The following is a 23,713-nucleotide window of genomic DNA, read 5'->3' as shown; positions in this document are numbered from 1 at the left end:
GCCGGTCACCGGCCGGCGGCCGCCCGGCGGCATGCGACGAGTTCGGTGGAGAACTTCGCGAAGCTCGGCAGGTACCCGATCAGGCAGAGGCCGACCAGCCCGTCGCCGTCGGCGTAGCCGTACAGTTCGCCACCGACACCGGAATCCAGCAGTTCGGGGCTGCGGCCGGCGAGCCGGGGAAGGCCGACGCCCCGTATGCGAAGCCCGGCCTGGTCACTCCAGAACGTGGGCATCGGTGTGAACGGGGACGCGGGCGCGGCGAAGGGCGTACCGAGCAGCCGCAGCACGGTCTGCGCGGCTCGACGCGCCGTCTCCATGGCCATGGCCCAATGCTCCGTCCTGCGAGGCGCGCCCCCGAACAGCGGGTTCGGGAACCGCGCGACATCTCCCGCGGCGACGACGTTGCTCGCGCCGACCACCTGCATCGCGTTGGTGCACAGCACTCCGTCGCTCAAATCGAGGCCGTTGCCGGTGAGCCACTCCACCTGGGGCTCACAGCCGAGGGCCTCCACCACGGTGGCGCCGGCCAGTCGCTCGCCGTTCGACAGGGTCACGAGCGTGCTGCCCGGGCCGTTCGCCACGTCCTCGACGGTCGTGGCCGACAAGAACCGGACTCCAGCCGCCTCGTGGAACGCCCGGACCCGCCGCCCCACCCGGGCCCCGAGCATCGAACCCATCGGCTCGGCCCCACGGTCGATGACCACGACCCCGGTCCCAGCCCGGTTCAGCCCCGCCGCGATCTCGCAGCCGAGCACCCCACCGCCGGCCACGACGACTGGGAGCGGGCCGCGCCGGCGCCCGGCGAGCGCCCTCATGTCATCGAGCGTGCGGATCACGATCGAGTCCGCCTCGCTCAACACCCGGCGGGGACTTGCCCCAGTCGCCACGACGAGCGCGTCGTACTCCAGCGAGCGGCCGTCGCCGAGCTCCAGCACCTGCCGGGCAAGATCCGCGTGCACGACCTCCACCCCCAGCAGCCAGCGGACGTCCTCCGCCACGGGTTTCGGCGCGATGCGCAGACGGCCGAACGAGGGCGGCCAGTCCGCCCCCTTCGTCAGGCCGGTGCGGTTGTACGGCATGTACGGCTCGGCCCCGACGACGATCACCTCGCCGCCGTACTTCAGTCCGCGCAGGGCCTCGGCCGTCCGCAGCCCGGCGACCGAGCCACCGACGACCACGATCCGCTCGGTCATCTGCCCCTCTCCGTTCTCGCGTACCCGGCGGTCCGGGCCGCCGCGACCACTCGCCCGTCGAGGACGCCGCCGTCGGTGCGGCTGAACCGCACCGTCACGGCCGACCGGCCGCGGAGCCAGCGGATCCCGGGCGGTCGCGCCGGGCTAGGCGGCACCGAACCGGATCGCCTGCACGGGGCACACGTCGGCCGCCTCCTCGACGGCCTCGCGCCGACTCTCGTCGACGTCCCCGCAGTGTTCGAGCTCGCCCGCGCCGTTGAGCCAGAAGACGTCGGGGGCCGCGAAGGTGCACTGCCCGTGGTTCTCGCACAGAGTGTGATCTACGTCGATTCTCATCGCGGGTCTCCTCCTCGATGGGTTCCGTCAAGTCGTGGGCGTCTGGACGCGCACATTGAGCGACTTGAGCATGCGCAGCCCGTGCACCCGAGCCCAGTCCAACCGCCGATCGGTGATGCCTATGCGGGGATATGCGTCCAACAGCGCCCGGATCGCGATGGCCCCCTCCATGCGGGCCAGGTACGCGCCCGCGCACAGGTGCACGCCGCCGGCGAACGCCAGGTGGTCGTTGGGGTCGCGGGCAAGGTTCAACTCGTCCGGGGCGTCGAACACGCTCTCGTCCCGGTTCGCCGCCCCGAGCAGCAGCATGACGCGCTCGCCGGACCGGATCTCCGCCCCGCCGATCGCGATGTCCGCCGTGGCGATGCGGACGATGCGCTGATTCGGGCTCTCAAAGCGCAAGAACTCCTCGATCGCCGTCTCCATCCCCACCTTCCCGCCCCGGAGGAGTGCCTCCTGCTCTGGGAACCTCGCCAGCGAGCAGACCGCCGACGTGATCAGCCCGACGGTGGTCTCGTGCCCGCCTGCTATGAAGGTCGTGCAGGTGTTGAGCAGATCGGCGTCGTCCACGTTCGGCGCGGACGCCAGCCGGGTGATGAGGTCGGCCTCCGGGCACGCGCGGCGGGCTTCGGCGAGTTCGCTGACAAAGGCCCGTGCGGCGCGCAGGCTCTCCTGGCCCTTGCTGAGCAGTTCCGGGCTCGGGCGGTTGTTGCCGAAGAACCCGCTGATGTCACTGGCCCATACCCGGTTGTCCTCGATCGCGACGTCGGGAATGCCGATCAACTCGGCCACGATCGTGGCCGGGAGGGGGAACGCGAACCGCGCGACGATGTCGAACTCCGGTTCTCCGGCCAGCGAATCGAGCAGGCTCTGGACGAGTTCGCGGACGCGCGGTTCGAGCGGCCGGATGCCACCCGGCGTGAGCGCCGGGGCGACGATACGGCGCAGCCGGGTATGATCCGGCGGGTCGGAGTGAAGCAGGCCCCGCGAGAAGTGCCGCCGCAGCAACGAGTACTGGGCTCGCTCAGCCGCCGGCAACCCGTCCAGCACCTGAGACACCCGGCCCGCGGCGGTGAAGGTCTTGCCGTCCTGCCGCAACACGCTTCGCACATCCTGATGTCGCGCGATGATCCACTGCCGCCAGGGTTCGAACCACACCGGGCCGAGGTCGCGCAAGACCGCGTACGCCGGGTACGGGTCATACGTGTAGTCGTCAGCGAGAAGCAGGGCCTCAAGGTCTTCCTGCGTGCGCATGTTCGGATCTCCAATGCTGAGCGGGGGCAGGTGTCGCCCTCACCACGGGTTGAGATAGCGCTCTGGCCGGGTCCGGCGGTACTGATCGCAGCGGCAGGAGCGCTCGGCGGGGACGGCGGCGATCGCGGTCAGGCCGATGCGCATCGCCGGAAGCGCGGAGCGGTCGTGAATGCCGTGGTAGTCGCCCCATTCCTCGGGGTTGACGCCGTCGACAAAGTTCACGATGTAGCTCGACGGCGCGAAGCACGCGCCGATCTCACGGGCGAGCGTGGCGTCCACGGCGATGCTCTGGTTGGCGAGATCCGCACCGAGCAGGCGCAACGCGTTCGCCTCGGCCGGCGTTTCAAGGCGCGGACCCCAGGTGTGGGCCACGACCAGGCCGGCTTCACGCCGCAGGACCCGGCCGGGCGCCGGCCACTCCCGCTCGGCCGCGTCCGCAACCGAGCCGGCGAGGGCCGGGCAGACGAGCTGCGCCCCGCGGCACTGCACGGGAATACGGCCGGGGAGGACGGAGAACGGGGTCTGAGTCAGGTCGATGACGTCGCGCGGGATCACGAAGTCACCCGGCAGCACGGCACGGTTGAGCGAGCCGCAGGTGCTCTCGGCCACCACCACGGTGACACCGGCCTGCTGAAGCACCCATCCGACGCACCTGATGACGCCATGGTCGATCTCGTCGGCGCGCCAGCCGTGGGCGAAGACGTTAAGCACAATCCGGGGCCGGCCGTCGACGGTCATCTCACCGTTCAACTCGAGCAGTTGCCAGCGGTCGGTCGGGCCGTACGGCGTCTCGAAGGCCATCCCGCGGTCGATCACCGTGACCCGCGGGTCGGCGAGGTCGTCGGGGTAGCGGCGTCCCCAACCGGCGCTGCCGGAGACGATCGCATACTCGACGCTCGGAATGTCGCTACCAGGCACGCTCGGCTCCTGTTCGTGAGTCCTGAGGCGCGCCCGTGTAGCCGGCCTCTCCGTCGTTGCCGAACGGGCGGCGACGTGCGGGGTACGCCTCCACGATCAACTGCAGCTGCTCAGCTCTCGTGCGCAGGAGCTCGGTCCACCGCCGGTCAGTGAGAACCGTCATCGGCTGCCTCCTTCCAGGGCGGGGGACGGCCACCATCGCCTCCAGTCCGCCTGCCGTCGGCATTGCGTCGGCGCAGGACAGCCGAGAGGCGACGATGGCCCTGGCCGCGTTGGCGAGGACAGTGGACCGGTGAGCGTCCCAGCCGGTATCCAGCGCGGCGCCGAACGCGTCGCCCGCTCCCAGCCCGTTGGCGACGAGAACCCGCACCGACGGTGCTGTGATCGTCTCCTGCCTAGTCGCGGCCAGCACCCCCGGAGTCTGTGCCGAGGCGTCGCGTACGGCGCACGTCGAAACGCTCCGGCGCCGGCGGCTCCACGCGGGGGCCGAAGGCACGATGGACGGTCGTGAATTTTGACCCGCGACCGATGTTTGGAGTCCGAGCGTGCCGCGAGCCCCCGGTTTCCGCGCTTGATCGATGCCGGCAACGTCGTCGTTGGCAACCGGACCGAGGTCGAGGTCGCGCTCGGGGGCGACGACCCGGGCGAGGCGGCGCGCCTGCTCATCGACCGCGGCGTGGAATGCCCGAGGCGGGCTGCCCCCGCCGCCACGTTGGTGGCCGTTCCGCCGAGGAACCGTGCGAACGTCATGACCCCGTCAAGCGGTACACCGGCTTGCTCGGGGTACATGTCGACACCGACCCGGCCGACGGTGAAAGCCCCTACAGCGGTACTCGTCATCACGGGCTACTGGAACGGCTCGACGCGGGCTCGCCGTCGCCCGTCACGCGGTGGGGGCCACGGAAGTGTTCAGGCAGACGGCAGCTGAATGCTCTTGTACTCACAGAACTCCTCCAGTCCGGGCGCACCACGCTCCCGTCCAACCCCCGACTGCTTGTATCCGCCGAACGGCGAGTGGAGGTTGTACGGCGCTCCATTGATCTCGAGACAACCCGTTCTGATCTTGCGGGCGAACGAGAGGGCGCGCTCGGAGTCGGCCGACCAGACACCACCGGCCAGCCCGTAGACCACGTTGTTGGCGATCTTCACCGCCTCGGCCTCCGAGTCGTAGGCCATGATCGACAGCACGGGGCCGAAGATCTCTTCCTGGGCGATCGTCATCGCCGGCGTCACGCGTGAGAACACCGTCGGCCGGGCGTAGTACCCGCGCGTGACGTGCTCCGGCTTACCGAGACCGCCGCCCAGCAGGCGGGCGCCTTCGTCGATCCCGGCCTGGATGTAGCCCTGGACGCGGTCGTACTGTGCCTGCGATGCGAGCGGCCCGAGATCCACGCCGTAAGCGGCGGGGTCGCCGACCTTCAGCCGGTCGAGTACCGCCGACGCGATGCGCTCGGCCTCCTCGATCCGGTGCGCGGGCACAAGGAGCCGGGTGAGCGCGGCGCAGGTCTGGCCCGAATTGAAGAAGGCCTTACCCACTCCGTCCTCGACCGCGTGTGCGAAGTCCTCGCCGACGACGTCGTCCAGAACCACGTTCGCGGACTTTCCGCCGAGTTCCAGCGCGACGCGCTTGACCGTGGCGGCCGCGAGTTCGGCGACCCGCTTGCCGGCCAGGGTCGACCCGGTAAAGGACAGCATGTCCACCATGGGATGGCCGGCCAGCGCCTCTCCGGCCACGCGGCCGTCTCCGACGACAAGGTTGAACACGCCCGCGAAGCCGATCTCTTCGATCACCTCGCTGAGTACGTACGCGCTGGTCGGCGCCACTTCGCTCGGCTTGAGGACGATCGTGCATCCGGCCGCGAGAGCGTAGGCCACCTTGGCTGCGATCTGGCCCAGCGGGAAGTTCCACGGGGTGATGCAGCCGACCACGCCAGCCGGCTCGCGGATGAGCAGGGAGCCGCCCTCCCGCTCTTCGAACGGGTACTCCAGCGCCAGCTTGGCCGCGGCGTTGAACATGTCGATCGGCGCCTGCACCTGCGCGACGCGCGCGATCGGACTGGGCATGCCGGTCTCGCGGGAGATCATCTCGGTGAGCTCGTCCGCGCGCTTCGCAAGGCCGACGGCGATGGCCTCGAGGTACTCGGCCCGCTCGGATCCGGAGGTCATCGACCAGGTGTCAAAGGCCCGGTGAGCGGCGCAGACCGCGGCGTCGACCTCGTCCGCCGTCGCCGCCGGCACGCGGGCCAGAACCTCCTCGGTGGCCGAGTCGAACACCTCGATCGACGGGCCCGAAGCGGCGTCGATCCACGAACCTCCGATGTAGTGCTGCGTAAACGTCCTCACGGCAGCCGCCCTCCTTAAATGGGAGTCTCGGTCGTGCGGAGTTCAGGCAGGACGCGCGACGCCAGCAGGCGCATGCTCCGCTCGGTCTCTTCTGGGGTCATGTCGCCGATGCTCATCATGAAGACGAGATGCTCGGTCCCTAGCCGTTCGGCCAAGTACCGGGACTTCTCCAGCACCTGCTCCGGTGTGCCGGAGAGGGCGTGCTCGATCCGCGACTTCCGCAGTTCGGCGCCCTCGGCGGCCGGAATGCGGTAGTGGTGGATGAGCCCGTCGATGTAGCTGCCGACGGCACGCTCGGCGACCTCGTCGGCCTCGGCCTCGCTCTCGGCGCAGTAGGCCGGCATAGCGACGATCGGCCGCATGGGCGCCCAACCATGCTCGGCCCGGATCTGGTTGAACCTCTGGACGTCGTCGACACTCTCGTCCACCGGCTTGCCCTGGGTGAGGATCAGGCGCACTCCCGAGTGCGCCGCCTGCTCGAGGCTGGCCCGAGCCGACACCCCGGCGTAGACCTTTTCGGCGAGGTCTCGAGAGCGGAAGCCGGGGCGGACGGCGACGTCGTCGATGTCCCAGTACGTGCCGTGATGGCTGATCGTCGGTGACGTCAACGCCTGCTTGAGGATGTCCGTCGACTCGGCGAGGCGCTCGCGAGAGGTGCCGATGTCGATCCCGAAGTGATCGAACTCGCGCTTGGCCGACCCGCGCCCGATTCCGATGCAGGCGATCCGGCCACCCGACAGGTTGTCCAGCAGGGAGAACTCCTCGGCCACGCGCAGCGGGTGATGCCACGGCAACACGACCAGGCAGGTGCCGAACTCAAGCTTGCTGGTCGCTCCCGCGACATAGGTCAGCAGCGTGATCGGATTCGGGGTCATGTGATGCGGAGACCCGTGATGCTCCACGCAGAACATCGAGTCGAAACCGAGCGGTTCGAGCAGCAGGGCCAGGCGCTTGGTGTCGTCGAAGACCCGCGCGTCCGGGATCCTCGGCTCCCGTTGAAGATCTCCGGCTTCGTAGCGATCCCAGTCGTCGTTCTGCCAGCCGAGCGCGACACCGATCTTCATCTGAGCCACCCCACATCGTTGAACACCGTTGAAAACAACGTACAACCCGACGTCATGCCGGTCAACACCGTTGAATCGAGAGGGCGGCTGGACTATCTTGTGACCCGTCCGCTCCCGCTCAGGCCGCCCGCGGTTACCCCCGGCCCATATACGCGTCCGACGCGACGCCGCCCTGTCCGACCATCATGAAGCGGATCATCCGATGAGTGCTCTCACCGCCACCGTCAATGGCGCCCAACTCTCCTTGGCCGGCGTGGCCGCCCACACCACGGCGCTCGATTGGCTGCGCCACCGCGGGCTCACAGCGTGCAAAGAGGGCTGTGCCGAGGGTGAATGCGGCGCCTGCGCCGTGCTCGTCGCACTGCCCGGACTCGACACTCCCACCGAGTGGACCGCCGTCAACGCCTGCCTGGTGCCGGCCGTCAGCCTCGCCGGGCAGGAGGTCGTCACCGCCGAAGGGCTCGGCGCTCCCGATTCGCTTCATCCGGTTCAGGAGGAGCTCGCTACGCGCGGTGGATCGCAATGCGGTTATTGCACGCCCGGGTTCGTGTGCAGTATGGCCGCCGAGTATTACCGGCCCGGGCGCTCAGCGGGTGTTCGCCCGGACGGGCACGAGTCGAACGGCTTTGACCTCCACGCCCTGAGCGGCAACCTCTGCCGGTGCACCGGCTACCGGCCGATCCGCGACGCCGCGTGCGCGCTCGGCGAACCGGCCCCGGGCGACCCGAAGGCGGCCCGGCGCACGGCACCGCCGCCCGCCACCCGCCCGGTCAGCACCGAGGGCTTCGTGCGGCCGGCCGATCTCGCCGAGACACTGGAGGTGCTGCACGAGCACCCCGGTGCGACAGTTCTCGCCGGCTCGACCGACGTCGGCGTGGAGATCAATTTGCGCGGTGCCCGGCCGGCGCTGACGGTCGCGATCGGCCGGCTGCCCGAGCTGCGCGAGCTGCGCGACACGCCCGAGTACATCGAGATCGGCGCGGCCCTCACCCTGTCCGAGATCGAGCGCCGCCTGGCGAACGCGGTGCCCCTGCTGCGGGAGGTGCTCCCGCAGTTCGCCTCCCGGCTCATCCGCAACCGCGCCACCCTCGGCGGCAACCTCGGCACCGGCTCGCCGATCGGCGACAGCCATCCCGCGCTGCTCGCGCTCGACGCCGAGATCGTGCTGACATCGCGTGCCGGCGAGCGGACCGTGCCGTTCTCCGGCTTCTTTGTCGGCTACCGGGAGACCGTGCGACGACCGGGGGAACTGATCCGCGCGGTGCGCGTGCCGAAACCACAGCCCAGGGTGACCGCTTTCCACAAGATCGCCAAGCGCCGTTTCGACGACATCTCCAGCGTCGCGGTCGGTTTCGCTCTCGATGTGGACGACGGGTTCGTCCGCCGGGCGCGGATCGGCCTCGGCGGCGTCGCCGCGACCCCGCTCCGGGCCCGAACCACCGAGGACGCGCTCCTGGGCCGGCCGTGGAACGCGGCGACGGTCCGCGAGGCGGCGCAGCACATGGCTCGCGAGGGGACGGCGCTCGACGACCATCGCGCCAGTTCGTCCTACCGGTCGGCGATGCTCGGCAACGCCCTGCTCAAGATGTACTACGAGGCGACGCGATGACCGCGCTGAACGACCGGCCCACCGACTCCGCCGTCGGCCGTCCGATCCCACACGAGAGCGCCGCGCTGCACGTCACCGGACGGGCGCTCTACACCGACGACCTGGTGCCCCGGACCAATGACGTTCTGCACGCATACCCCGTCCAGGCACCGCACGCGCACGCGCGGGTGACGGCGCTGGACCCGCGCCCCGCCTACCGGATCCCGGGGGTGGTCCGCGTTCTCACCAAGGACGACGTCCCCGGCATCAACGACGGCGGGGCCAAGGACGACGAACCGCTGTTCCCACACGAGGTCATGTTCCACGGCCAGGCGGTCTGCTGGGTGCTCGCCGAGACACTGGAGGCCGCGCGGCTCGGCGCGGCGGCCGTCGAGGTTGGCTACCGGCCCCTGCCGGCCCTGGTGACGGTCAGGGACGCGATCGCCGCCGAGAGTTTCCAGGGAACGCGGCCCCGGATGGAACGCGGCAATGTGGAGGCGGCGCTCGCCACCTGCGCGCAGGTCCTGACCGGCGAGTTCGAGTTCGCCGGTCAGGAGCACTTCTACCTCGAGACGCACTGCTCTCTCGCACAGGTCGACGAGAGTGGGCAGGTCTTCATCCAGAGCAGTACCCAGCACCCCAGCGAAACGCAGGAGATCGTCGCCCATGTGCTGGGCCTGCGGAACCACGACGTGACCGTGCAGTGCCTTCGCATGGGCGGCGGGTTCGGCGGCAAGGAGATGCAGCCGCACGCGTTCGCGGCGATCGCCGCTCTCGGCGCCGTCCTCACCGGCCGGCCGGTCCGCCTGCGACTCAACAGGACACAGGACATCACGATGTCGGGCAAGAGGCACGGCTTCCACGCGTCATGGCGGGTCGGCTTCGACGCCGACGGCCGGCTCCAGTCGCTCGACGCCACGCTCACCGCCGACGGCGGCTGGAGCCTCGACCTGTCCGAGCCGGTGTTGTCCCGGGCGCTATGCCACATCGACAACGCGTACTGGATACCGAACGTGCGCGTGCACGGCCGGGTGGCGCGGACGCACAAGACCTCGCAGACCGCGTTCCGCGGCTTCGGCGGCCCGCAGGGGATGCTGGTGATCGAGGACATCCTCGGCCGGTGCGCACCGCTGCTGGGTCACGACGCCGCCGCGCTACGCGCCCGGAACTTCTACCGCGCCGGTCAGAGCACGCCCTACGGCCAGCCGGTGCGGCACCCGGAGCGGTTGCTGCGCGCATGGCGGCAGGTGCTCGACGACGGTGACTTCGCCGCCCGCACCACCGAGATCGAGGTGTTCAACGCGACGCACGAGCACGTCAAACGGGGCCTCGCCATCACCCCGGTGAAATTCGGCATCTCGTTCAATTTCACGGCGTTCAACCAGGCCGGAGCCCTCGTCCTCGTCTACAAGGACGGGTCGGTGCTGATCAACCACGGAGGCACGGAGATGGGGCAGGGCCTCCACACGAAGATGCTGCAGGTCGCCGCGACGGCGTTCGGCATCCCGCTCCGCAAGGTGCGTCTCGCCCCCACTCGCACCGACAAGGTCCCCAACACATCGGCCACCGCGGCGAGCTCCGGCGCCGACCTCAACGGTGCCGCGGTCAAGAACGCCTGCGACCAGATCCTCGACCGCCTCCGCCCCGTCGCCGCGGCGCGCGCGGGGGTCGACGCCTCAGACGTGCGATTCGTCGACGGCGAGCTGAACGGCGTGAGCTGGGATGAGATCGTTGGCCAGGCCTACCTCCAGCGAGTGCAGCTTTCGGCCGCGGGCTACCACCGTACTGAGGGGATCTTCTGGGACGGCTCGGCGATGCGGGGTTCGCCGTTCAAGTACTTTTCCTACGGGGCCGCCGCGGCCGAGGTCGAAGTCGACGGCTTCACCGGCATGTACGAGCTCCGGCGTGTCGACATCGTGCACGACGTCGGTGACAGCCTGTCCCCGCTCGTCGACATCGGGCAGATCGAGGGCGGATTCGTCCAGGGCACCGGCTGGCTCACCCTCGAAGACCTGCGCTGGGACGAGACCGACGGGCCGGAACGCGGCCGGATCGCCACCCGGGCGGCCAGCACGTACAAGCTGCCGAGCCTCTCCGAGATGCCTGCCGTCTTCAATGTGTCGACACTCGAGAACGCGACCGAGGAAGGCATCGTGTACGGCTCGAAGGCGGTGGGCGAGCCGCCGCTGATGCTCGCCTTCTCGGTGCGCGAGGCCCTGCGGCAAGCGGCCGGCGCCTTCGGCCCGCCCGGCACGAGCGTCGACATCGCGTCGCCCGCCACACCTGAGGCCGTGTACTGGGCGATTGAGCGGTCGCGCCGCGGCGAGGAGGTCACCGGTCGGACGCGGGCGGCATGGACTGGCTAGGCGCGGTCACACGGTTGCGGCGGACACGCACTCCCGGCGTACTCGTCACGGTGACCGGCGTCCGCGGTCACACCCCGCGCGAGGCAGGCGCGAAGATGGTCGTCTCCGCCGGCCATCTCTGGGGAACGGTAGGCGGCGGCAACCTGGAGGCGAAGGCCGTGGAGCGCGCCCGGGCAATGATCGCGTCGGGAACCACCGACCCGGCCGGCGACGAGGTCGCCCTCAGCGACAAGGCTCCCTACGTCCATGGCGTGCAGTGCTGCGGCGGCGTGGCGACGCTGCTGTACGAGCCGCTCCCCGTCGCTCCGGCCGTCGCGGTCTTCGGCGTCGGCCATGTCGGCCTCGAATTGGCACGAATCCTCTCCCGTCACGCGGTCGAGTTGCACCTCGTCGACTCTCGTGCCGAGGTGCTCGGACCGCAGCGCCTGGCCGTCCTCCACGACGCGCGCGCCACCGTACATGTGCGGCATGAAGCGATCTTGCCGGAGCAGGTCCTCGATGCTCTGCCGCGCGGCGCGCACGTTTTGATCATGACTCATGATCACGCCGAGGACGCGGCGCTCTGCGACGCCGCGCTGCGGCGGCCGTCCCTCGGCTCGATCGGGCTGATCGGCTCGACCGCGAAGTGGGCGCGCTTCCAGGCCCTGCTCGCCGACAACGGCCATTCCGCGGAGGCCATCGCCCGCATCACGACGCCGATCGGCATCGAAGGCATCACCAGCAAGGACCCGGCTGCGATCGCGGTCAGCGCGGCCGCCGCCCTGCTGCGCGCGCTAGCACGAGAGAGCCGGGACGAGACCGCCATGGGATGACGCTCCTCGTTCACCGTTTGAGCAGCGCATCGATCACCGCGTCGGAGAGCGGCCGCTCGGCGATCGCGTCGTGGTCCAGGCCGGCCTTGGCGAGCACATGGCCGGCCGCCGAGGGCGGCAACGCGTCGAGCCAGTGCGCGAGCGCGTCCGCGTGGGCCGAGCGGGTCATCTCGCCGTGCACGCGAAGCCGCGCGACACCGCCGTCCGGGTAGACGTCGAGCCTTACCCGGTCGACGGCCGGTTCCGCGTCGATGCGGAACAGATGGCGGGTGTCCGGTTGCAGGCGGGTCTTCGGTACCAGTTCGACCACCGCGCCGTCGCCGGCGAATCCCGTCACGCTCGCCCAGCCTGGGGCGTTGCCGACGAAGTACGACGTGTCGACCTCGACGCGCCGCACACGGCCGGCGGCGCCGAGACGAACGGTGACATGGTCGTTGCCGTCGTCCCGGCGGCGCGCGTTCTCCCAACCGTCTCCCATGGTCGTGGCCCGGCCCGGCAGCAGAAGCTGATCGGGTGCGGAGTAGAACCTGTTCGAGCAGTCGAGGATCTGTCCCCCATGCTCGATCGCGGCGAGATCGATCGTGCCGCTCATCAGCCGCGGGTCAGGCAGCGGGACCCCATGCACGCGGAAGCGCGCCACGCCCCCGTCCGGGTAGATCGACAACCGCACGTGCGTGAACCCGTGACCGTTGTCGATCGCGAAGCGGTTGCGGGTGTCACCGGCGATGCCGGTCCGCCCGAGCAGCGTCACCCACTCGGCCGCGAGCAGTGCATCGATCGCCGGGTACCCCTCGACCGCAGCCGCCTCGACCGACACGAACGGCGGGTAGTTGCCAGTGAACCACGCGGTGTCGACATCGACTCCGTGCACGACACCGGGTACGCCCAGACGCACGATCGCCCAGTCGTGTCCGGGCCCGCGGCGACGTCGCGTCTCCCAGCCGTCGTAGACCTTGCCCTTGTTCCCGAAGGCAGAAGAGGGCTCCGCCCGCTCCGGCTTGATCAGGTTCTCGCGTTCGGCGAAGAGCTCATCGCTGACCGCGACGACGCCGCCCGCCAGTGCCCGTGACGCGAGATCCGGTAGCAGGGTGAACGCCGGTGTGCCGCTCATCTCGCTCCTCCGCTCAGCAACCGGCCTCGTGGCGGGCCGGACAGGTCGATCGGTTCGCCCCGCAGCCAGGTACCGCGTACGACACCGGAAAGGGTCATGCCGTCATACGGCGTGATCGCGTTCTTGTGGCGCAACCGCGCGGCGTCGACCGACCAGGTGTCGTCCGGCGCGAATACGCAGAAGTCGGCGGCGCGGCCGGCCTCGATCGCGCCGCGGTCGTCGAGACCGATCTGCCGGGCGGTCGCGGTGGCCATCCAGTGCACCACGTCACTCAAGCCGAAGCCGCGTTCGCGCGCCCGCGTCCATACCGCCGGCAGGCCGAGCTGCACTGACGCGATACCGCCCCACGCGGCGCCGAAATCCCCACTGTCCAGGCGCTTCAGCGCCGCGACGGATGGCGAGTGGTCGGACACCACCATGTCGATCACACCGTCGCGCAGCCCGTCCCACAAAGCCTCCTGGTCGGCCGCCCCGCGGATCGGCGGGCAGCACTTGAACTGTGTGGCGCCGTCTCTGATGTCCTCGGCGGCGAAGACCAGATAGTGCGGACACGTCTCGACGCTGACCGGCACGCCCTCGCCGCGGGTCCGCGCGAGCACCGGCAGTGCGCCCGCGCTGGAGAGATGCACGACGTGAACGCGGCAGCCGGTCGCCCGTGACGCGTCGGCGACCGCGGCGATAGAGGCGATCTCCGCGCGTGCCGGACGCGAGGTAAGGAACGTGCCGTAGCTGCGGCTTGGCGGGGCCTCGCTCAGCTCACCGGCATTCTCGGCGTGCACGAGGAGCAACCCGTCGAAAGCCGCGATCTCGCGCATGACCTGTTCGAGCCCGGACCGCGAGAGATGACCGAACTCCTGGACCCCGGATGGTGCGAGGAAGCATTTGAACCCCAGGACGCCCGCCTCGTGCAGCGCCCGCAGCGCGCCGAGGTTGCCGGGTACCGCGCCGCCCCAGAAACCGACGTCGACGTGGCACGCACCGGCTGCCGCCTTCCGCTTCGCGTCGAGGGCGGCGAGATCGACCGTCGGCGGGATCGAGTTCAGCGGCATGTCCACGATCGTGGTGATGCCGCCCGCCGCCGCGGCCCGCGTGGCGCTCGCGAACCCCTCCCACTCCGTCCGCCCGGGCTCGTTCACGTGGACGTGCGTGTCGACGAGTCCGGGCAGCAGCACCTCGTCGTCGGCCAGTTCGACGACACGTCCGGCGGTCAGCCCCGGTCCGACTTCGGCGATGACGCCGCCGCGCACGCCGATGTCGCAGGCCACCTCGCCGTCCGGAGTGATGGCCCGGCGCGCGCGGACGACGAGATCGAGGCTCACCACAGCCCCCCGAACGGCTCGGGTGCCTCGTCGCGCAGCACTGTCGTCTCGATCAGACCGTACGGGCGGTCGGCGGCGATGAACACCTCCCCGTCGTTCTCCATGCCGAAGGGCCTGAGGTCGACGAGGAAGTGGTGCTTGTTCGGTGCGCTCAGTCGGATCGCGTTCACCTCCGGGTGCGCGGCGAGGACAGACTCGCCGACGCCGTAGAGGGTCTGCTGCAGCGCGAGACTGTGGATCTCGGCGAACCGGCTCATCAGCAACGCCCTGATCGCCGCGAACGACGCGTCCCAGTCGAGGTCGGTGGTCGAGTAGCGCCAGCAGGCCACGAGGGATGTCGCGAGGATGCGGTCGTGCGTCTCCTGGAGTGTCGTGTACTCGTCCTTGAGGAACCCGGAGAACTCCGACCCGGTGCTCTTGAGCAGGACGAGATCCTTCACGCCGGAGACCACGCACGCCCGCTCCGCCCCCTGACTCCCCTCGACGTAGGCGGTCGTGGTGCGCACGCCGGCCCCGGACCGCACGAACGCGTGGTCGTGCGGAACGCCGTGGACCTCTATACGCTCCCAGCCGTACTCCTCGACCGCGACCCGCGCGGCGTCGGCGGCCGGCGCGGCCCGAAGGAAGCGCCGGCCGAGCGACAGGGCGTAGTCCTCGATCGCACCGATCCCCTCCTTCTTGGCGAAGGCGAACACGGTGTTCTTCTGCGTGTCGGTCGGCAGCACGTCCCGCTGATCGCCGCTGAGGTGTGCGGCCTCGAAGCGCCCGCGCAGCGAGGTCGAAACGCTCAGGTCGCGAATCCCATGGGAGGCGGTGCCACGGTAGACGCGGACGACACGGGTCTCGGCCTTGCCGTATTGATTGGGGCCCAACCGTATGGCCATGGGATCAGCTTCCTCGGTAGGTGGAGAACGCGAACGGGCTGAGCAACAGCGGAACGTGGTGATGGCGCTCCTCTGCGACGACGAACGTGATGGTGACCCGCGGGAAGAAGGTCGCCTGCCCGGATGCCCGCGCGTACGACGCGATGTCGAAGACGAGGCGGTACTCGCCGGGCTCGACGCGGGCAGCACCAAACGTCGCGATGCGGCCGTCCGCGTCGGTGACCGCGGCGCCGACCTCACCGGTGCCGTCCAGCAAGCGCACCGCGACCCCGGCGGCCGGCCGGCCAAGCGCCGTGTCGAGAACGTGAGTGCTGATCACGCCTCCAGGACCCTCTTCAGCCGCATCCGGGCGATCTTGCGCAGTTCGTCCACGACGACCGCCGCCTCCACCGCGTCGTCATTGCCGAGCCGCCGCCTGGCGGCCGCCAGGATCTGCTCCGCGCTCAGTCCGGTGGCGCAAATCAGGAAGACCCGGTTGTGGCGCCGCTCGTACGCGTGGTTGACGGCGGCCAGCGCGGCCCGCGTCTCGCTGTCGGGGGCGACGCAGGACTGTTCTTGCCGTGACCAGGCGGCCTCCCGTCCATTGCGGGACGGCCCTTCGCCGATGCGCGGGTGCGCGGCGAGCGCATGGGCCACCTCGTCCGGGGTGAGGAGTCCGGCTGCCCGATCGGCCGCCGCCAGGACATGGCCGACGGTCTCGTACGGGCGCCCGTCGCGAAGTGCCGCGGCCCACGCGGGGACGTCGCAGCACATGAGCAGCATCGCCGTCGCCTCGTCGGGCGCGAGGGCGTTGAACTCGCCGAGCGTCACTGCCGGTCACCTCCACGTTCGTGCACAAGACCTCGCCCGTAGAAGAAGCGCCGGGCACTCTGTTACCTTAGTTGAACAGCGTTGAAAAGTGCGACCCCGACAACAAGGAGGGAAGTGTGCGAAGTCTCGCCGACCTGCCGAAGGCCCATCTCCACCTGCACATCGGTATGGGAATGCGCCCGTCGACGTTCGCCGAGCTCGGAGCGAAGGCGGGCCTGCCGACCGAGCTGCCGCCGCTGGAGCAGATGACCCTGGAGTCCTTCGAGAGCGTCAGCCGTACGTTGACCGCGATCCTGAGCGAGCGCGACAACTGGCACCGCTTCTTCGACGAGCTGCTCGCCGATCACTCCGCCGAGGGGGTCGTCTACGTCGAGCCCAGCCTTCCTCTCCGGGTCTATTCGGGCAGTTGGCCCTCCGACGAGCACCTCCTCGCCGCGGTGGTCGAGATCGCCGAGGAGTACTCCGCGCAACACGGCGTGGGTGTCGGGTTCATGATCCCGATCGACAGGACGAACGACTCCCCCGGCCGCGCGGTCGAGCTCGCCGAGCTCGCCGCCCGCAACCGAGGCCAGGGAGTCGTCAGTCTCGGCCTGCACGGCGACGAAGCCGGCCAGAGCGCCGACATCTTCACCACTGCGTTCTCGATCGCGCGCGATGCGGGCCTGCTCGTGACGCCCCACGCGGGGGAGGGAGCAGGCGCAGAGTCGGTCGAGGTGACGCTCGACTGCGCCCGACCACAGCGGATCCAGCATGGAGTGCGAAGCATCGAGTCGGAGCGCACGGTCACCCGGCTCGTCCGGGAGCAGGTCTGCTTGGATGTCTGCCCCACATCGAACAAGGTGCTAGGGGTGACGCCGGACTTGACGGCTCATCCACTCCCCGAACTGGTCCGCGCCAGCGTCCCCTGCAGTGTAAATGCCGACGACCCTCTGGTGTTTCGCACCAGCGTGCTCCAGGAGTACGCGATCTGCCGGTCGGTGTTCGACATCGACGACGAAGGGCTCGCCTGGATCGCGCGATCGTCGATCACATACAGCGGCGCCTCGGAGGAGATCAAGCAGCGCGGACTTGCCGGAGTCGACGCTTGGCTGGCCTCCGTGTAGCCGGTGGACCTCAGCGCGTTTCGGTCGGAGCCTTTTCGAGGCCCACGATGACGGCGTTTACGGCAAAATCCAGATGATCGCGCTGACCGAAGTGCGACGACGTATCCCCGAGCCACACGAAATTCGGCACCGCCCGAGGATCGACCGATTGCAGCAGAGCGCGGTACTCACGCAGGTTGGCCTCCGCCGCAGCGGTTCGGCTCGAATGCCCCTGCGCCATGGCCGAGTCGACCCAGACCCGGCTGGCGACCACCGTGTGCAGATTCACGTAGCCCAGCGCCGCCCGCTCCCTGGACAGCCCGCCGCGGCGCAAGCACCCGATCAGCGCGTCATATTGAACGAGCACGTTCGGGCTCGGCGTCGGCCGCGCCAGGAGGAGTTCGGCCAGCCCGGGATAGGTCGCAAGCAGATCGTAGAATGCATGCGCCCATCCACGCAGACCTTCGCGCCAATCCGTGTCCGACGCCCAGTCGAGCGGGAACGCCGAGAATGCCTCTTCGATGACCAGAGTCATGAGCTCGTCTTTGTTGTCAACGTAGTAGTAGGCGAGCGCGACGTCGGAATCGATTTGCGCGGCAAGCTTGCGCATGCTCAGCCCGGAGACGCCCTCCGAACGCACGATCGCCAGCGCCTCCCGCACGATCATTTCCTTGTTCATGGTGCCGCCAGACCGGCTGTTCTTCCGCCGACGCGTGGACGGAACCGCCTTCTTCGGACTCTGGGCCATGGTCACGCCGTCCTCACGTTCCACATCTTCAACGTTGTTCAAATCGTCCCACGCTGCCCGCCGTCGAGACAAGCCGCCCTGCCGGTCGAGCCTCGGAGTTCGCCGGGGACGGAATGCAGCGGCTCCTCAACCACGCCCGCTGGGACGCCGATGCCGTTCGTGATGCGCTGAAGGCGCAGGCCGCCGCGCGGATCGGAGACCTGGACGGGGTGCTGGTGGTGGATGACACGGGGGTTTGAGAAGAAGGGCAGCCGCTCAGCCGGAGTGCAGCGCCAGTAACCCGGCAATGGCCCGCACCCGATAACCGTCACCCACGCGATTCCGCCCGCTGGCCTGTGTCGCGCACCCCATCAGGGACCGCATCGGCCTCCACCCCGGCGGGTGGAGGCCGATTGCTGCTGGCGTCGTCGTCATGCCCGATCGTTGGGAATCTCACTGGTGGCATCCACGCGGTGACGAGGGTGGTGCTGGAGATGGAGGGTCAGGGCCAGCAGGATGTCTTCATCCCGGTGAGGCTCGCGGCTTCCGGGCTCGATCCTGGTTCGGGTGTCGGGTTCACCACCCCCGTCTTGGGGTCGCTCCACATGAGGTGGCCCTTGCCGAGGATCCAACGACGACGACAAGTCGATCTCTTCGGCGTTGCAGGCGGCCGCCCGCGGTTACGTGATAGTGCAACGCGGAGATCGCGCAGTCCCTGTTCGTCGGCGAGACCACGGTCAAGAGGCACATCAACCACGGTGCCGAAATCGGAGCCTGCAAGGGCACCGAGGCCACCCGCTACGCCCCATCCTACGGGCTGTCACACCAGAATTGGGGTCGGTAGGCTCTCACGCTGTCCAGCATGTTTGGCCAGCTTGACCAGCAGCATTACCGTGACCGCGAGGGCGAGCGCGCCGAGCAGCGCACCGATCAGCGAACCGAGCATCATGAACGCGGTGTGCGATACGAGGATCCCGCCGATGAGCCAGATCCGGTGCTGGTCGCTCCAGTTGGCGGCCGTGCGCCAGCGCCGCACCGCCAGCGCGAACGGAATGGCGGTCATGGCTCCCACGACCAGGCGGAGAACCGGCGACATCATGTCGCCGAACAGCATCGTGGATCCGAGGCCGAGCGGCAGCACCGTCGTCAGGAACGCCATGGTCAGATACATGGACACGAATCCGGCCACTCCCGGGCGTGGCGCGCGCCGATCAGCCCGGCCGAGTTCCTCGCGGTGCGGGAGCGAGACGCCTGCCAGCGCGAGCAGGGTGAGCCCGATGATGAGCAGGGCGAACACCAGCATCGCGCCCCACGGCATGTGGTATCCGGGGTCCTGGGTCGCCGACACGATGGTGCGCAGCCCGAGCACGCCCACGATCGCCAGGGCGCCGATGCCGATGAATCCGCCTCGGCCCAGGTACGGCCGGTTCCGGCGATGCGGGAAGAGCAGGTTGACGAGGGCGATGGGGACGAGGACGCTGAGGACCACGTGCACCCCGATCTGGGACTCCCAGTAGGTCCAGTTCACGCCCAGGGAACGCACGCCCCAGTCGGCGGCGCCGTACATTCGGGGGCTGGTCAGGGCCTGCAGGCCCAGTCCGTCCTCGGCGAGCTGGTAGGCCAGGCCCAGCAGCACGAGACTCGGCCAGCCGCCGCCGACTCGCACGACCGCCTCCCGGATGAGCAGGACCCCGGCCCCGTACATCACTAGCAGCAGCGGCAGGAGCAGCCAGGTCAGCGGTACGGCGACCGCGGTGAAGGTCAGTTCCGCGCACGCCGTCGTCAGGAGGACGAGCGCCCACGGGGCGCTGATCCGGCGCCAGTTCAGTCGTCCGATCATCAAGCTGTGTCCCCCGTCCCGGCCCGGGCCGCGTGTGCGCGCAGCAGTTCCTCGAGCTTCGCGGTCTGTGCTTCGGCCAGGGCCATGGCCTGCTGCTCGTACGCGGCCCGCGCCGCCGGGTCCTGCGGCATCGGTGGGGTCATGTTCGGCTGGAGCCGGGACGTGTTCAGCCAGTGGCCGAGGTCGGCGTTGCCCGCCCAGCGCAGCTGCTCGAGATTTCCGGAGATGGCGAACCGGAGCCAGTCGGTGTCGGTGCGCGGATTCTGCGAGACCGGGCAGAGCGCGTTCTTCTGCGCGTCATCGCCGTACGCCGTCTCCACGTGCGCGATGAGCGCGGCGCTGAACACCGGCTGGCAGACGCGCACCGACTGCGGGATGATCAGCCCGTCCTGGAAGATCGGGACAATGGGGCGCTGCTTGATGGCGTCGGCGGTGCAGTCCACATGCAGCGCGCGGTGGCCGGTCGGTACGGTGCCACCGTCGAGTTCGATGTCGGTCTCGGTGATCCGTTTCACCCGGCCGAGGCGCACGACGTGCTCGATCCGGCGCAGTTGCTCGAGTTCGGCCAGCGAGACGGTCGCGCAGCGGAACGCCGTCGGCCGGTCGTCCGCGGAGATGCGCAGCACGGTGCCGGCGGCGTTGAGCCGTTCGAAAAGGTCGGGAACCGATTCGGCGCCCATGACGGCTTCGTGCCGGGCCATGTGGTCTTTGACGATTTCCTCGGGTCCGCGGAGGGGCATCGGCTGCACGGTCCTCCGGTCGATGAGCCACGGCGCGCGGGGGCATGATCCAGGTCAGCTTCGCCGGGTCGACCCCCTGCTCGAGCAGCCAGAGACAGGCGTCGATGCCGGTCTTGCCGGCGCCGACGATGACGTACCGGTCGTAGGGTTCGGTAATGGCGGGCAGGTGGTTGGGCGGCACCAGGGAAAGGCCGTCGGCGACCGGGAACTCCGGCGGCCGCATAGCCGGCACGGTCACGCCCTGGTAGGTGGTGTCCACGACCTTCCGGCGGACGGTCACCTCGTACTCCTCGCCGGAGGTCGTGAGGTGGAAGCGGCCGGCGCCGTCGTACTCGGCCATGGGGAAGTACGACACCCGGCCGGACGGCAGGAACGTCTGCCGCATGACCTGGTCGTAGTAGCTGCAGATCTCGCTCGCGCCGGCCAGCTCGTACAGCCCGGCGTTCCAGCCGGCGCTGTCGACCGTGTCGTTGCCGAGCGGCCGCGAGTTCACGCCGTACATCGCCGAGGGCTGGTGCAGCCGCACGTACGGGTAGGCGACCGTCCAGTGCCCGCCGGGCTGGTGGTAGCGATCGACCATCACCACGGTCGCGTCCGATTCGGTGAGCAGCGTGTCCACGAAGGCCATTGCCGTCGCGCCGGCTCCGACCACGAGGTAGTCGGTGTCGATCTTGGTCACCATCACATGCTCCATCTCTGCTCGTTGGCCACTTGGGTGTTCACTCATCTATTGGGAGACAGCGGACGAAGCGCTGTTTCGGGCCGAACACCGCTGCGGACCGTCGAATGCGCCCCGTCCGCGCCGACCACCAGTTCGAAGTCTCCAGACCCGCCGGGTCCGGACCGGGCCTGACGCCACCGCAGTCCTGCTCGATATCGGTGATCAGTCGCCGAAGACGTACTCGATCCTGCGTCGCGTCGTACAGGATCCGCGCAAGGTCCGGCGGAAGATCTCGGCGATGGGTCGCCGAAGTCTCGGGACACCTCCGTGCTCAGCGTCGCGGCCCGCTTGCCCGAGTAAGCGACGAACGCCATGCCCTGCGCGCCAGTGCGCGGCCGTACGTGAGGGACGATGCCCGTCCGTCCGGCGACTGTCCTCGCCGTGCCGAGGATGTCGACCGTGTACCCGCCCGTTCGCAGGTCGGGCGCGCCCCACGACGGTCAGCTGGAAACCGAACCTGTGCAACCAGTACGCCAGCGTGGTGCCAGCGATCCCGGCCCCGGAGATCGGGATGCAGCGGCCTTTCATGGGTTCCCTGGACGTGTCACCGCCTGCGCGAGGTGCTCCGACCGATGGCGCGCCGGTTCGGAGCAGCCGCCCCGCAAGCGGGTGTTCGTACGGTGCATCTCTCACTCGATACACCGTAACGACACGAAATCCCCTGTTCTACGCTTAACCTGGAAGAAGTGAACTAGTTCGGTAAGAAAGTCAACTAGTTCAGTTGCACCGGAGATCGCGGTCGGGACAGAGTGGGCGGCTGCCAGGAGGAGGATGAATGTCGACGCAGCGACCGGATCCGCCGTACCGTGCGATCGCGGCCGAGATCCGATCGCGCATCGAGTCCGGCGAACTCAGGCCCGGCGACCGAGTGCCGTCGATCCGCCAGATCGCCCAGCGGTGGGGCGTCGCGGTCGCGACTGCGACCAGGGCGGCCGCCGTCCTGCGCGAGCAGGGCTTGGTCGAGCCGCGCGTCGGCGCGGGAACCGTGGTCAGCGCCGCCGACCCGGGCGAGTCCCCCCGGCCGGCCGGGGGGCCCGCGAAGCGCACGCGGCTGCTGCAGGCGGCCATCGCGATCGCCGACGTCGAGGGAATCGAAGCGGTGTCGATACGACGGCTCGGCGCGCAGCTCGGCGTCCGGCCGATGTCCCTCTACCAGAGCATCACGAGCAAAGAAGAACTGCTGATGCAGATGGCCGACCACGTCTTCGGCGAGGTCACCCTTCCGCCGGAAGGGCCGGAAGGGTGGCGGGAGAAGCTGGAATTTATCGCCTACGCCGAATGGGAACTGTGTCGACGCCACCTCTGGCTGCCGAAGATTGTGTCATTCAAACGGCCATTGTTCGCACCGAACATGATGGCCCACACCGAATGGGTTCTCCGTGCCCTCGACGGTCTCGGTCTTTCGATGGAAATGCGGATGCGCGAAGCTCTCACCATCCACTTGATTGCCGTCGCCACCGGAAGCTCACTGGCCGAGGAGGACGATATCGAGAACAGCACCGGAATAAGTCTCTACCATTGGAACCTGACACCGCAAGTGCGGGAGCGGAAGACTAGCAACCTCACCCAGTTTCCCCTTATCTCCGCAGTCCCCCGTGGAACAGCAAAAGACCTCGAAGGGCTCTTCGAATACAGCCTCGCGCGGCATCTGGACGGACTCGCCGCGATGCTCGCCAACCGTTCGAGCAGGTCCGACGCCGACGCCGGCCAATAACAGGTCATCCGCTATGCCGACGAATTCGTGGTCATGCTCGTGGGGCAACGCGCCGACGCCGAAGCGCTCTGGGACGAGGTCGGCACGGTCCTGGCACCGATGGGCCTGCGCCTGTCGACCGAGAAGACCAGGATCTGCCACATCGACGAGGGCTTTGATTTCCTCGGCTGGCGCATCCGGCGCCGAGCCTGGCGAAAACCGAAGCGGCAAACGAGGGCGCTGACCTCGATCGTGGACAAGATACGGACGCTCACCCGCCGCCGGAGTCATCAAACAATGGCCGACCTGCTGCGCCGGCTCAACCCTGTGCTGCGGGGATGGGGCACCTACATTCGCCACGGGTCTCGTCCCGGAGGTTCGGCTATATCGACCACTTCGCCTTCTGGCGAGTGGTCAGCCGGCTCCGGAAACGTCACCTCGGGCCGAACATGCACACCCTCACCCGGGGCGCTTCGCGCCGGGCTGGCAGATCCAAGCCGAAGGGATCGAGATGTTTCGCCCCGAAACGGTGGTAATCGAACGCTACCGATATCGGGGCACTCGCACCCTCACACCATAATCGCCAGCCCAGACGCCAGGAACCCCCGCACCAACGGCATGAACACGTGGAGAGCCGGATGCGGCGAGGAGTCGCACGTCCGGTTCGGAGGGCGGGCCGCAGAAACCCACCGGCCGAAAGACCGGCAGGCCGTAGGCCGCCCCCTGTATCTGCGCCTGCGGAAGCCTGGAAAATTCCGTCTAGGCTTCCGGCGAGGGCGATGGACAGCGCGCCGGCCGCGCCGCCCTTGACGACCCCGCGACGAGTCACGGACATGGGGACTCCTTGACGTGAGGGGATCACGCGGAGCCTGGTCGCCGCCCCTGGGCCGGCGGCGAACGAGCACCGGCTGG

At 69.1% G+C, this 23,713-nt stretch carries 22 protein-coding genes and 1 pseudogene; 8 read left to right on the top strand and 15 right to left on the bottom strand.

The window, feature by feature from the left end; translation table 11 throughout:
- Positions 1-5: 5 nt before the first annotated feature.
- The 7 genes from K8Z49_RS01300 to K8Z49_RS01270 all read right to left on the bottom strand — a co-directional run bounded on the left by K8Z49_RS01300 (position 6) and on the right by K8Z49_RS01270 (position 7,108).
- The gene (locus K8Z49_RS01300) at positions 6-1,193 is read right to left on the bottom strand and encodes an NAD(P)/FAD-dependent oxidoreductase (protein ID WP_412517421.1); all 1,188 of its coding nucleotides are present in this window, start codon (positions 1,191-1,193) and stop codon (positions 6-8) included.
- Positions 1,194-1,337: 144 nt separating this feature from the next.
- Positions 1,338-1,529, bottom strand: a complete 192-nt coding sequence (locus K8Z49_RS01295; protein WP_412517420.1) for a ferredoxin — start codon at positions 1,527-1,529, stop codon at positions 1,338-1,340.
- A gap of 27 nt (positions 1,530-1,556) precedes the next feature.
- Entirely contained in the window at positions 1,557-2,783 is a 1,227-nt protein-coding gene (locus K8Z49_RS01290) for a cytochrome P450 (RefSeq protein ID WP_412517419.1), read from the bottom strand.
- A 39-nt stretch (positions 2,784-2,822) separates the two neighbouring features.
- Entirely contained in the window at positions 2,823-3,701 is an 879-nt protein-coding gene (locus K8Z49_RS01285) for a hypothetical protein (RefSeq protein WP_412517418.1), read from the bottom strand.
- Positions 3,691-4,113, bottom strand: coding sequence for a hypothetical protein (locus tag K8Z49_RS01280; RefSeq protein ID WP_412517417.1), 423 nt, complete (start codon positions 4,111-4,113; stop codon positions 3,691-3,693). The genes K8Z49_RS01285 and K8Z49_RS01280 overlap by 11 nt, the downstream gene beginning before the upstream one ends.
- A 497-nt stretch (positions 4,114-4,610) precedes the next feature.
- Positions 4,611-6,044 (bottom strand): aldehyde dehydrogenase family protein, encoded by a 1,434-nt coding sequence (locus K8Z49_RS01275; protein WP_412517416.1) that lies wholly within the window; start codon positions 6,042-6,044, stop codon positions 4,611-4,613.
- Positions 6,045-6,058: 14 nt separating this feature from the next.
- Positions 6,059-7,108, bottom strand: coding sequence for an LLM class flavin-dependent oxidoreductase (locus tag K8Z49_RS01270; protein WP_412517415.1), 1,050 nt, complete (start codon positions 7,106-7,108; stop codon positions 6,059-6,061).
- Between the two features lie 202 nt (positions 7,109-7,310).
- Here K8Z49_RS01270 and K8Z49_RS01265 point away from each other — a divergent pair, with 202 nt between their 5' ends.
- The 3 genes from K8Z49_RS01265 to xdhC are packed head-to-tail and all read left to right on the top strand — an operon-like array spanning position 7,311 to position 11,874.
- Entirely contained in the window at positions 7,311-8,717 is a 1,407-nt protein-coding gene (locus K8Z49_RS01265) for a xanthine dehydrogenase small subunit (protein WP_412517414.1), read from the top strand.
- Positions 8,714-11,062, top strand: a complete 2,349-nt coding sequence (xdhB, locus tag K8Z49_RS01260) for a xanthine dehydrogenase molybdopterin binding subunit (protein WP_412517413.1) — start codon at positions 8,714-8,716, stop codon at positions 11,060-11,062. Before K8Z49_RS01265 ends, xdhB begins: the two co-directional genes overlap by 4 nt.
- A 50-nt stretch (positions 11,063-11,112) precedes the next feature.
- Positions 11,113-11,874: a xanthine dehydrogenase accessory protein XdhC gene (xdhC, locus tag K8Z49_RS01255; protein WP_412517412.1), complete on the top strand. Its 762-nt coding sequence runs from the start codon at positions 11,113-11,115 to the stop codon at positions 11,872-11,874.
- A gap of 10 nt (positions 11,875-11,884) precedes the next feature.
- Here the strand turns inward: xdhC and alc are convergent, their stop codons facing one another.
- From alc to uraD, 5 genes are read right to left on the bottom strand one after another with little or no spacing between them, the layout of a single operon-like run.
- Entirely contained in the window at positions 11,885-12,985 is a 1,101-nt protein-coding gene (gene alc / locus K8Z49_RS01250) for an allantoicase (RefSeq protein ID WP_412517411.1), read from the bottom strand.
- Positions 12,982-14,307, bottom strand: a complete 1,326-nt coding sequence (gene allB / locus K8Z49_RS01245; protein WP_412517410.1) for an allantoinase AllB — start codon at positions 14,305-14,307, stop codon at positions 12,982-12,984. Before allB ends, alc begins: the two co-directional genes overlap by 4 nt.
- Positions 14,301-15,188: a factor-independent urate hydroxylase gene (gene pucL / locus K8Z49_RS01240; RefSeq protein ID WP_412517409.1), complete on the bottom strand. Its 888-nt coding sequence runs from the start codon at positions 15,186-15,188 to the stop codon at positions 14,301-14,303. The genes allB and pucL overlap by 7 nt, the downstream gene beginning before the upstream one ends.
- 4 nt (positions 15,189-15,192) lie before the next feature.
- A complete protein-coding gene (gene uraH, locus K8Z49_RS01235) occupies positions 15,193-15,504 on the bottom strand; it encodes a hydroxyisourate hydrolase (protein ID WP_412521323.1) in 312 nt (103 codons plus the stop codon).
- A complete protein-coding gene (gene uraD, locus K8Z49_RS01230; RefSeq protein ID WP_412517408.1) occupies positions 15,504-15,998 on the bottom strand; it encodes a 2-oxo-4-hydroxy-4-carboxy-5-ureidoimidazoline decarboxylase in 495 nt (164 codons plus the stop codon). The genes uraH and uraD overlap by 1 nt, the downstream gene beginning before the upstream one ends.
- 116 nt (positions 15,999-16,114) lie before the next feature.
- On the opposite strand from uraD, the gene K8Z49_RS01225 reads away from it, so the two are divergent.
- On the top strand, positions 16,115-17,101 hold the full coding sequence (locus K8Z49_RS01225) for an adenosine deaminase family protein (RefSeq protein ID WP_412517407.1): 987 nt from the start codon (positions 16,115-16,117) through the stop codon (positions 17,099-17,101).
- Between the two features lie 10 nt (positions 17,102-17,111).
- On the opposite strand, the gene K8Z49_RS01220 is transcribed toward K8Z49_RS01225, so the two are convergent.
- Positions 17,112-17,852 carry a TetR/AcrR family transcriptional regulator gene (locus K8Z49_RS01220; RefSeq protein WP_412517406.1) on the bottom strand — a complete coding sequence of 247 codons (741 nt, stop codon included), beginning with the start codon at positions 17,850-17,852 and terminating at the stop codon, positions 17,112-17,114.
- A 56-nt stretch (positions 17,853-17,908) separates the two neighbouring features.
- On the opposite strand from K8Z49_RS01220, the pseudogene K8Z49_RS01215 reads away from it, so the two are divergent.
- Positions 17,909-18,104 (top strand): annotated as a pseudogene (locus tag K8Z49_RS01215) (transposase); the annotation flags it as partial.
- Between the two features lie 523 nt (positions 18,105-18,627).
- Here K8Z49_RS01215 and K8Z49_RS01210 read toward each other — a convergent pair.
- Positions 18,628-19,647 carry a hypothetical protein gene (locus K8Z49_RS01210; RefSeq protein WP_412517405.1) on the bottom strand — a complete coding sequence of 340 codons (1,020 nt, stop codon included), beginning with the start codon at positions 19,645-19,647 and terminating at the stop codon, positions 18,628-18,630.
- Positions 19,647-20,387, bottom strand: coding sequence for a hypothetical protein (locus tag K8Z49_RS01205; RefSeq protein WP_412517404.1), 741 nt, complete (start codon positions 20,385-20,387; stop codon positions 19,647-19,649). The genes K8Z49_RS01210 and K8Z49_RS01205 overlap by 1 nt, the downstream gene beginning before the upstream one ends.
- A gap of 251 nt (positions 20,388-20,638) precedes the next feature.
- Between K8Z49_RS01205 and K8Z49_RS01200 the strand changes: the two genes are divergently transcribed.
- From K8Z49_RS01200 to K8Z49_RS01190, 3 genes are all read left to right on the top strand, one after another.
- Complete coding sequence (locus tag K8Z49_RS01200) at positions 20,639-20,785, top strand: hypothetical protein (RefSeq protein WP_412517403.1); 147 nt, start codon at positions 20,639-20,641, stop codon at positions 20,783-20,785.
- Positions 20,786-21,883: 1,098 nt separating this feature from the next.
- Complete coding sequence (locus tag K8Z49_RS01195; protein WP_412517402.1) at positions 21,884-22,822, top strand: GntR family transcriptional regulator; 939 nt, start codon at positions 21,884-21,886, stop codon at positions 22,820-22,822.
- Positions 22,823-22,855: 33 nt separating this feature from the next.
- The gene (locus K8Z49_RS01190) at positions 22,856-23,611 is read left to right on the top strand and encodes a group II intron maturase-specific domain-containing protein (RefSeq protein ID WP_412521321.1); all 756 of its coding nucleotides are present in this window, start codon (positions 22,856-22,858) and stop codon (positions 23,609-23,611) included.
- Positions 23,612-23,713: the final 102 nt, after the last annotated feature.

This window comes from Actinomadura madurae, from assembly GCF_047130825.1.
Taxonomy (GTDB): Bacteria; Actinomycetota; Actinomycetes; order Streptosporangiales; family Streptosporangiaceae; genus Spirillospora; species Spirillospora madurae.
The sequence above is the reverse complement of the archived record's forward strand: the minus strand, read 5'-3'. Positions and strand labels throughout refer to the sequence as shown.

Excerpts from the sequence above, each read along its gene's own strand:
- xdhB (WP_412517413.1), top strand. The coding sequence starts at position 8,714 with ATGACCGCGCTGAACGACCGGCCCACCGACTCCGCCGTCGGCCGTCCG.
- K8Z49_RS01195 (WP_412517402.1), top strand. The coding sequence starts at position 21,884 with ATGTCGACGCAGCGACCGGATCCGCCGTACCGTGCGATCGCGGCCGAG.
- K8Z49_RS01300 (WP_412517421.1), bottom strand. The coding sequence starts at position 1,193 with ATGACCGAGCGGATCGTGGTCGTCGGTGGCTCGGTCGCCGGGCTGCGG.
- K8Z49_RS01190 (WP_412521321.1), top strand. The coding sequence starts at position 22,856 with ATGCTCGTGGGGCAACGCGCCGACGCCGAAGCGCTCTGGGACGAGGTC.
- K8Z49_RS01290 (WP_412517419.1), bottom strand. The coding sequence starts at position 2,783 with ATGCGCACGCAGGAAGACCTTGAGGCCCTGCTTCTCGCTGACGACTAC.
- pucL (WP_412517409.1), bottom strand. The coding sequence starts at position 15,188 with ATGGCCATACGGTTGGGCCCCAATCAATACGGCAAGGCCGAGACCCGT.
- K8Z49_RS01210 (WP_412517405.1), bottom strand. The coding sequence starts at position 19,647 with ATGATCGGACGACTGAACTGGCGCCGGATCAGCGCCCCGTGGGCGCTC.
- K8Z49_RS01295 (WP_412517420.1), bottom strand. The coding sequence starts at position 1,529 with ATGAGAATCGACGTAGATCACACTCTGTGCGAGAACCACGGGCAGTGC.
- K8Z49_RS01270 (WP_412517415.1), bottom strand. The coding sequence starts at position 7,108 with ATGAAGATCGGTGTCGCGCTCGGCTGGCAGAACGACGACTGGGATCGC.
- K8Z49_RS01265 (WP_412517414.1), top strand. The coding sequence starts at position 7,311 with ATGAGTGCTCTCACCGCCACCGTCAATGGCGCCCAACTCTCCTTGGCC.
- K8Z49_RS01205 (WP_412517404.1), bottom strand. The coding sequence starts at position 20,387 with ATGCCCCTCCGCGGACCCGAGGAAATCGTCAAAGACCACATGGCCCGG.
- alc (WP_412517411.1), bottom strand. The coding sequence starts at position 12,985 with ATGAGCGGCACACCGGCGTTCACCCTGCTACCGGATCTCGCGTCACGG.